The organism is Acinetobacter sp. YH12096, assembly GCF_013419215.1.
Classification (GTDB): domain Bacteria; phylum Pseudomonadota; class Gammaproteobacteria; order Pseudomonadales; family Moraxellaceae; genus Acinetobacter; species Acinetobacter amyesii.
In genome coordinates this window covers 25468-32949 of the sequence record NZ_VPAM01000040.1, presented here as the reverse complement: position 1 = coordinate 32949, position 7482 = coordinate 25468, and the positions used below count along the sequence as shown (strand labels likewise).

The following is a 7482-nucleotide window of genomic DNA, read 5'->3' as shown; positions in this document are numbered from 1 at the left end:
AATGGGAGTGCATGAGCTGTGGTACAGCTCATGATCGAGATATAAACTCAGCTCTAAACATTCTTGCGCTTGGGCATAAGCGTCTAGCTGTAGGAATCACCCTCTTTTAAGGGGGTGAGGATGTCAATCAATAGAAAAGCGGACTTAAAGTCCGCTTGTTCAAATCTATATGCAAAGTTGATTATTGAATCACACCACAGGCAATACGGTCACCGCCACCGCCTAGAGGTTTAGGGTCGTCAGAGTAATTATCACCACCGGCATGGACCATGATGGCTAAGCCTTGTACATCCGCTAATTTCAAACGCGGTGCAATTAAATTCACTTTTGCTGTGCCATCCGTTTGAACTTGAAGGATCGGTAAGTCACCCATGTGACCGGTTAACGGTGTACCGTGGTGAGGTGCCGCTTTAGGGTTAAAGTGACCACCCGCAGCGAGTGCAGCACCCACTTTTCCATCTTTTTCAGCTGGGGCACAAGAACCTTTTTCATGAATATGGAAACCGTGTGGACCCGGAGGAAGCTGGGTTAAATTGGTATGAATAACCAAGCCAGCAGGGCTATCAACCAAGTTAATTTGACCGATGCTTTGACCAATACCTTGAGCAGTCACGGCATTGACCGTCACGGTTTTTGCATTCAGACCTGTTGAAGTCGAGGTACTCGCACAGCCTGTAAACATCAGGGCACTGACCGCAGCAAGCGCGCCGAATTTAAATAGTGAAGACATGTTTGGCATCCTGTCTGTTTTTATGGAATTTCAACCATTGAAACAGATGCGGATACAGGATGACAGATAATTTAAGTATTTGATTGTAATATTTGTTTAATGAATTCAAGCCTGAATTAAGGTTGTTCAGGCTTATCATCCATATTGTCTAAGTTATGTGCCAATGTTGCTTTGGGCATCATGACGGGTTCAATTTGGGTTTCATGCAACCATTCACGCCAAATCGCCAAGAGTACCGCCAAGATCACTGGACCGATAAATAAACCGACAAGACCGAAACTGGCGATCCCACCCAAAACACCAAACATGATTAATAAGAATGGAATCTGCGTTGCCCCTGAAATTACTAAAGGACGAATCACGTTATCGGCCGTACTCACCACACAAACACCCCAAGCCATGACGCCAATGGCTTCAATGGTTTGACCTTGTGAAAATAACCACAACGACACAGCGGTATATGAAATTGGTGGGCCAAAAGGAATCAGTGCCAACATGAAGGTAATGATGGTTAATAACATTGGGTTAGGCACATCGGCGACAAAATAGCTAACACCGGCAAGTAAAGCTTGGGCAATGGCGGTGAGACCGATGCCATACACTACGGCACGTGTAGTATCCGAAATAGTGGCAAGATAATGATGAATACGTGGCCCAATGACCATTTCGAGGGCTTTACTGACCTGACTTAAAATGGTTTGACCATCACGATAGAAGAAAAATAAAGACATCACGGCAAAACACAGCTTAAAGATATTTTTACTGACTTCGCCGACCAAAACTTTACCGTAGTTCAAATGCCCCTGAATCCAAATTTGTACTGATTGAATAATACTGTTTGGGTCATTGTTCAGCTCATGTAGGGTACGACTGACTTCTTTACCAATAAACGGCAGTTGGCGAATAAAATCAGGCACATTGACATGACCAGAGAAAACTTGCTTTTGTAATTCAAAATACAAGTTACGGCCTTCATGTTGTAGCAAGAAGATCGCAAAAATCACCGGCAGACCCACCACGAGTACCACCAATAAGATCATCAGCGCCGCACTTAGATTTGCACGATTGCCACAAAAACGATGCACCGATTGATACAGTGGCCAAGTCATATAAGCAATAATCGCTGCCCAAACAACGGGCACAATAAAGTATTTGAGTACGCTAAAGCTCAAAAAAATCAGGATAAAAAATAATCCGAACAATAAGACTTTTTGTAATGTAGGTGCGAACGTTGGCAATGCGTGCTCTGATTTTTTCATCATGTTGTGTTCAATCTTAACCGAAAAAAAAGCTCCCGAAAACGAGAGCTTGTTAACTTATGGTGAATATCTTTCAGGCTAGATCCTTGCAAGATTGGCCTTTATATCAACAAAATGTGGAATGATGGGTTAAAACCACTCGGCTTCGTCTTCAATAATGGCATTGAGCACAGGTTGCCATTGTTGTTGCATACCGAGGTACAATTTTTGCGTTTTGTCAAAAACCGAAAGACCTTGCATGGCAAGTTGACCATAAGCGGTACGTTCAGAAATCCAAGCAACGGGCTGTTGTTCAACTTTATTGAAAAAATCTTGAATTTCTTTGGAATGAGCAGAATTGGGTTTAACACGATTGGCCAGTAATAAGATTTGGACTTTACCTTTACGAATTCGTTTAATTTCTTGCAAATGCTTTAAAAAACGACGGGTCGAGTCGATGTCGAAGAAAGATGGTTGCAGTGGGGTAATGATGGCATGGGCTTCACTCACCAACTGATCTGCATGTTCACCCGATAACGCACCCGGTGCATCGATAATCAGATATTCAATCCCTTTCGGCACATCACCAATCGACTTTTCATGACGCCAATCTAGGCTCTGAATTGGGGCTGCAGTCTCTGGGCGCTGTTTGAGCCATTGACGTGCAGACTTTTGATTGTCAGCATCTGCCAAGGCCACTTTATAACCTTTTTGCGCAAGTGCAGAGGCTAAACTGATTGCTGTGATGGTTTTGCCACAACCACCTTTTTGATTGGCAATTAATATCGTTTTCATCGACCTAAATAGATTTTATTCTGCTCATCCCTAGCATATCATTGTTTAATGCGGGGAATATGACAAAGAACCAAAGTCTAAGTTTTTTCTATAGGTTTCGCTGTAATATATTAAAAAGATTAGGAATTTTAAATGTCTGTCTGGATGGCCATGCTCATTGGCGCGTGTATTGGGATTGTACTGACCACCTTAATTTTAAGTGGCAGTCGCAATGGAAGGATTAAGGCAGAATACGAGCAATATATTGCAGAACTAGAATTGGAACATCAGCAGGCCTTGGCCCATGCACAAAAACGCAGTGTAAATACCAGTCGTGCTGTTTTAAAAGGCAAAATGGCCGAACAAATGGCGCCGATCATGCCCGAATTTCAATATTTACCTAGCGATGCAAAGTTTCTCGGTGACCCGATCGATTATGTGGTTTTTGATGGCTATACCGACTTTCGTGATGGTGATGGACTCGCTGAAGACATCGAAGTGGTGCTGATTGATATTAAAAGTGGTGGCGCACGTTTGACCAAAGGGCAACAAGCGATTGCTCAAGCCATTGCCGAAGGGCGAGTGCGTTTTGAAACTATCCGAATTGATTTTGAGCATATTTAAGCTCGCGTGACTCAGCCTTAGAACAGTTGAAAAGTAATAAGGACAGAATATCCACATGGAAAAACTCTTAGCGACTGCAGCCGTTTTTGCGCTCATGCTGTGGATATGGTCTGAATATTTTCGTGCCATTCCACATTTAGAGCAGACTGGTGTGCTGAAAAATTTTCAGGTCACAGCGACTCAGGCATTTTCCGGTGAATATTTGCTGTTGGATAAACGCTACTACAGTGCGAGTAGTCGTACATTACATCCGGCAGCACCGACCGTGGTGGGTGGCTTTCAAGACATGGCCTATGTCAGCAATATTGATCTGCTACTGAGTTCAGGCGCAAATGATTTCCAGTCTTTAAAATATCATCTTGAATGGTCGCAGCAGAACCGCTGTTTTAACGTACAAGCGAAAGACGTGCCCTCGACACAAATTGAACAGCTCAACTCCGAATTGCAAAATGTCAGTGTGATTGCTCAATCCGAAGACGTCGCAAATCGTATTCGGCGTTTGAAATCAGGGGATCGTGTGGAGATTTTGGGTGCATGGGTGGATGTACATTCCATCAAAACAGGGAAGTCGTATAACACCTATAATGTGTTGAATAAAAAGCCCTGTCATATCCTAAAAATTAATGCCATTCGACTAATCAAAGACTAGGTAATTTTATCTAGATTTGATTGTGCTTAAACAAGGCCTTGGAAGCTTTAACTCAACTTCCGTGCGCGGGCGAGCAACATGCGTTGTCCAATTTTTGGAATGCCTTCAGCATCAAAATACTGCGTTTCAAAACATTCAAACTGGGCATCTTCAAGCAACTTTTGCATATGACGATCCAGATGACAGCCATCCGCGACTTTCTTTTGAATGGGCGTCAGTAGGTGTTGTAACTGCTTAATTTTCCGATTTTCATTGTGTTGTACATGCTCAACCAAATGAAATGTCCCTGTTGGTTTCAGGACGCGGTAGATTTCTTCAAGCGCAGTTTCAATATCGGCAATGCTGCATAAGGTCCATGTACTCACGACATGATCTAGACTTTCATCTGCAAAGGGTAATTTTTCAGCACCGGCTAAAATATGCTGTACCTCAAAGGGTGCCGCATGTACACGTTCAGCAGCTAAATGAAAAATATCAGGATTGGGCTCAAGGGCAAAAACCGTATCGACATTTTGATAAAATGCTAAATTCAAACCTGTACCAAAGCCAATTTCGAGCACCTCACCAGACACGGCTAAAAGGAGTTCGCGTCGTTTATCCATCAGGCTTGGCACCTGCATGACTTGATTTAAAAGATGCGGAAAAATGTGTTGTTGATAAAATTTATAAATCATAGCGAGGATTTTTGTTGGCTTTTTTTAAAGTGTAATTCATGTCTTTTTAATTTTAAATCATGTGGTAGGGCGTGGATATGGGCCAATTGACTGAATAACAGCATTTTGTTACCAAGTTCATAAGGTTTATGCAGACTGTGTGCGTAATATAGAGTTACAACTAGTGAAAACGACATTCATCAGGCTCAACCTACGCGATTTTAAGCTCATGTTCAGGTTGGGGCATTATGAATAGATGAAGTCGGCTCAATTGCAGAATTAAAATTGAGTAATGTGAAGTATTACAGGGTAAAGAGGATAACGCGATGATCAAGCGAATTGCATTAAGTACTGTGCTTGCAGGCTTTTTATTGAATGTCGGTGTCCAAGCGTCTTCAGATTATAATATTGCCAAAGGCTTAGCACCTGCTGCCAAAGGCCAGTCGATTTCCACCTTGAAAGAATTTAAAGGTGATTTCCGAATTTTAGGTTCAAAAACCTACCAAACAGATGAACAAGCAAAATTTTCTCCGATCGATTATGCAGTCAGTTGGGGTTTATTTGCAGAGCCAGAAATTGCTCGTACGATTTCAGTCAATCAATATGACCGTTTCTTAAATTGGAAAATGGATCGCGTTCCTGTACCGCAAAAGCAAGCCATGATGATGGTGTCGAATATGCACATCATTCCTGCAAACCCGCAAATTGCGAAACAAATTACTCAAGTAAAACGTGGTGATCTTGTGCGTTTAAAAGGGGATTTGGTTGAGGTGAAAGACAAAGATTTGGTTTGGACTTCATCTTTGACCCCAACAGATACGGGTGATGGGGCTTGTGAGGTTTTTCGTGTCAGTTCGATTCAGTGGATTGAAAAAGTTAAAGGCTAAACTTCGATTGCATCGAGATCGTATTTGAAATCGGTGTGCATTAGATTCAAGGTAAAATAATTTGATGATGAAAATGACGATAAAGAAAAAGTTTATTTTGAGTCTAATGATGGCGAGTAGTTTGGCGCTTGGTGGATGTACCAGTATGAGTTCAACTGTAGATGGGAAAACCCATGTATTTACTGAACAGCAAAGTTGTCCGACTTTGCTTGAGATGGATCGTGGACAGACTTTGGAAGTGCTGTTAAACGAAAATCCAAGTACTGGGTATGTATGGTCTTTGGCTGAGCAACCGAAACTTTTTAAAGTTGAAGAAGTGTTTCAGTCAGCTCAACAGCAAGCTGATGCGGATACGACACCAGTACTAGGCGGAGGCGGTCAAAAAACTTATCGTTTTACCGCAACGACTGCGGGTGAAGAATTACTACATTTGAAGCATGCACGAGCTTGGGAAAAAACCGCGATGGCTGAATGGACTTGCAGAGTTCGAGTGTCCTGATGTGAACAGATGATGAACGATAAAAAAAGCCAGTATTTGTACTGGCTTTTTTTATTGCAGACGAACTGATTTAGAACGTCTACCTAGGCATTATTTCGCGCTGAGCGCTTGACCGTCAAATTGAATACCTTCCCAACCATTTTGCATAAATTGGCGAATGTTTTGGTGGTCAGTTGCGTCTGGTGTTGCCAATACAGCAGCATAATGTTCAGCAAAAAGACTTAAGGTTTCAGCTTGGTTTAGACCATTCAATTGGGCAAAAGAAAATACTTTGGCACTGCCTTGGTTTTCAGTTGCTGCATTGGCTTGTTTGCCATTGGTAAAAGCGGTTGCTGTATGGTTATAACGCGCTTCAATAAATGCAATCACATCTGAAAATTTCGCAGTCCCTGCTTGAAGTTGATCTAATAATTCCTGAGCCATAATGTCCTCTTTCAATAAAAAAATACCGCAAAGTGTTGCAGACTATAGCAAGCTTTGGCCCAAACATTTAACACTATTTGCGTAAATTAAATGCGTGTATATTGAAGGGCGACCTTAGGCAGTCTGTTGCCTAAATTGTAGATACCAATGATGTTGAAGTAGGACAACTATGAACTGGCTTTTGGTCGCATGTGGCGGCGCAATTGGGGCAACACTTCGCTATGCAGCAGGACTGTTATTGGCCAAGCCAACAGTACTCTTTCCTTGGGCAACATGGTGGGTGAATATTTTAGGTTGCTTTTGTGCAGGTGTGTTGTTTGCATTTAGCCAAAAATATCCCGTTCTACAAAATGAAGCACGCTTATTGCTTATGGTTGGGATATTAGGTGGCTTTACCACCTTTTCCAGCTTCGGCTTAGAAACCTTTCAACTGCTTAGACAAGGGCAAAGTGGGCTAGCATTCAGTTATGCTATTTCTAGTGTGGTAATTGGTGTCATCGTATTGGGGCTGGGATTTTACCTATTTCAGTCGATTTTAAAAATAGATGTTTAAAACAACGCTTGAAAACCACAAAATTTCAGACATAAAAAAAGAAGCTCAGGCTGGAGGAGGGGAACCCTGAACTTCTTTAATGTTTTAATTTTAAAAGAAAAAACTTAATCTAAACTGAACTTATTGTGAGCGTTTGAAACGCGCAAAGCGTTTATTAAAGTTCGCAATACGTCCTTCATTATTTACTTGACGTTGTTCACCTGTATAAAAAGGATGTGATGCACTTGAAATATCGAGTGTCACATACGGATAAGTTTTGCCTTCAAACTCTTTGGTTTGATTGGTACTTAAAGTACTGCCAATCACAAAAAAGGCATTGGCATTGGTGTCATGAAAGAGTACTTCACGGTATTCGGGATGGATGTTGGCACGCATTCTTCTGTTCCTTAAATTTATTGATTAAAGAAATGTTATAACATAACAATATAAAATGCAAATATTGCCCGAAATTC

The 7482-nt window shown here is 41.7% G+C and carries 12 protein-coding genes; 6 read left to right on the top strand and 6 right to left on the bottom strand.

Annotation, left to right across the window (positions count from 1 at the left end; translation table 11 throughout):
• Positions 1-110, top strand: a 110-nt coding sequence (locus FTU36_RS14280) for a zinc ribbon domain-containing protein (protein WP_179994364.1), incomplete at its 5' end; no start/stop codon positions are given.
• Between the two features lie 71 nt (positions 111-181).
• Here FTU36_RS14280 and sodC read toward each other — a convergent pair.
• The 3 genes from sodC to FTU36_RS14265 form a co-directional block, all read right to left on the bottom strand.
• The gene (sodC, locus tag FTU36_RS14275) at positions 182-730 is read right to left on the bottom strand and encodes a superoxide dismutase family protein (protein WP_180003399.1); all 549 of its coding nucleotides are present in this window, start codon (positions 728-730) and stop codon (positions 182-184) included.
• 116 nt (positions 731-846) lie between these two features.
• Positions 847-1968 (bottom strand): AI-2E family transporter, encoded by a 1122-nt coding sequence (locus FTU36_RS14270; protein WP_171263748.1) that lies wholly within the window; start codon positions 1966-1968, stop codon positions 847-849.
• 150 nt (positions 1969-2118) lie between these two features.
• A complete protein-coding gene (locus tag FTU36_RS14265) occupies positions 2119-2763 on the bottom strand; it encodes a ParA family protein (RefSeq protein ID WP_078192493.1) in 645 nt (214 codons plus the stop codon).
• A 132-nt stretch (positions 2764-2895) separates the two neighbouring features.
• Between FTU36_RS14265 and FTU36_RS14260 the strand changes: the two genes are divergently transcribed.
• Together FTU36_RS14260 and FTU36_RS14255 are read left to right on the top strand one after the other, a co-directional pair.
• The gene (locus FTU36_RS14260) at positions 2896-3366 is read left to right on the top strand and encodes a Holliday junction resolvase-like protein (RefSeq protein WP_078192492.1); all 471 of its coding nucleotides are present in this window, start codon (positions 2896-2898) and stop codon (positions 3364-3366) included.
• Positions 3367-3421: 55 nt separating this feature from the next.
• Positions 3422-4015 carry a hypothetical protein gene (locus FTU36_RS14255; RefSeq protein ID WP_180118348.1) on the top strand — a complete coding sequence of 198 codons (594 nt, stop codon included), beginning with the start codon at positions 3422-3424 and terminating at the stop codon, positions 4013-4015.
• Between the two features lie 47 nt (positions 4016-4062).
• Here the strand turns inward: FTU36_RS14255 and FTU36_RS14250 are convergent, their stop codons facing one another.
• A complete protein-coding gene (locus FTU36_RS14250) occupies positions 4063-4689 on the bottom strand; it encodes a class I SAM-dependent methyltransferase (protein WP_168378146.1) in 627 nt (208 codons plus the stop codon).
• Positions 4690-4994: 305 nt separating this feature from the next.
• Here FTU36_RS14250 and FTU36_RS14245 point away from each other — a divergent pair, with 305 nt between their 5' ends.
• Both FTU36_RS14245 and FTU36_RS14240 read left to right on the top strand, forming a co-directional pair.
• The gene (locus FTU36_RS14245; RefSeq protein ID WP_078189325.1) at positions 4995-5555 is read left to right on the top strand and encodes a hypothetical protein; all 561 of its coding nucleotides are present in this window, start codon (positions 4995-4997) and stop codon (positions 5553-5555) included.
• A 73-nt stretch (positions 5556-5628) separates the two neighbouring features.
• Positions 5629-6054 (top strand): protease inhibitor I42 family protein, encoded by a 426-nt coding sequence (locus tag FTU36_RS14240; RefSeq protein ID WP_257224871.1) that lies wholly within the window; start codon positions 5629-5631, stop codon positions 6052-6054.
• Positions 6055-6144: 90 nt separating this feature from the next.
• On the opposite strand, the gene FTU36_RS14235 is transcribed toward FTU36_RS14240, so the two are convergent.
• The gene (locus FTU36_RS14235) at positions 6145-6477 is read right to left on the bottom strand and encodes a HopJ type III effector protein (protein ID WP_078189323.1); all 333 of its coding nucleotides are present in this window, start codon (positions 6475-6477) and stop codon (positions 6145-6147) included.
• A gap of 169 nt (positions 6478-6646) precedes the next feature.
• Here FTU36_RS14235 and crcB point away from each other — a divergent pair, with 169 nt between their 5' ends.
• A complete protein-coding gene (crcB, locus tag FTU36_RS14230; RefSeq protein ID WP_180010497.1) occupies positions 6647-7030 on the top strand; it encodes a fluoride efflux transporter CrcB in 384 nt (127 codons plus the stop codon).
• Between the two features lie 120 nt (positions 7031-7150).
• Here crcB and FTU36_RS14225 read toward each other — a convergent pair whose 3' ends face one another.
• Positions 7151-7405 carry a type B 50S ribosomal protein L31 gene (locus tag FTU36_RS14225; RefSeq protein ID WP_078189321.1) on the bottom strand — a complete coding sequence of 85 codons (255 nt, stop codon included), beginning with the start codon at positions 7403-7405 and terminating at the stop codon, positions 7151-7153.
• Positions 7406-7482 lie beyond the last annotated feature (77 nt).

Coding starts and splice junctions, on each gene's coding strand:
- FTU36_RS14225 (WP_078189321.1), bottom strand. CDS start 7,405: ATGCGTGCCAACATCCATCCCGAATACCGTGAAGTACTCTTTCATGAC.
- FTU36_RS14245 (WP_078189325.1), top strand. CDS start 4,995: ATGATCAAGCGAATTGCATTAAGTACTGTGCTTGCAGGCTTTTTATTG.
- FTU36_RS14240 (WP_257224871.1), top strand. CDS start 5,629: ATGACGATAAAGAAAAAGTTTATTTTGAGTCTAATGATGGCGAGTAGT.
- crcB (WP_180010497.1), top strand. CDS start 6,647: ATGAACTGGCTTTTGGTCGCATGTGGCGGCGCAATTGGGGCAACACTT.
- FTU36_RS14265 (WP_078192493.1), bottom strand. CDS start 2,763: ATGAAAACGATATTAATTGCCAATCAAAAAGGTGGTTGTGGCAAAACC.
- FTU36_RS14260 (WP_078192492.1), top strand. CDS start 2,896: ATGTCTGTCTGGATGGCCATGCTCATTGGCGCGTGTATTGGGATTGTA.
- FTU36_RS14255 (WP_180118348.1), top strand. CDS start 3,422: ATGGAAAAACTCTTAGCGACTGCAGCCGTTTTTGCGCTCATGCTGTGG.
- sodC (WP_180003399.1), bottom strand. CDS start 730: ATGTCTTCACTATTTAAATTCGGCGCGCTTGCTGCGGTCAGTGCCCTG.
- FTU36_RS14250 (WP_168378146.1), bottom strand. CDS start 4,689: ATGATTTATAAATTTTATCAACAACACATTTTTCCGCATCTTTTAAAT.
- FTU36_RS14235 (WP_078189323.1), bottom strand. CDS start 6,477: ATGGCTCAGGAATTATTAGATCAACTTCAAGCAGGGACTGCGAAATTT.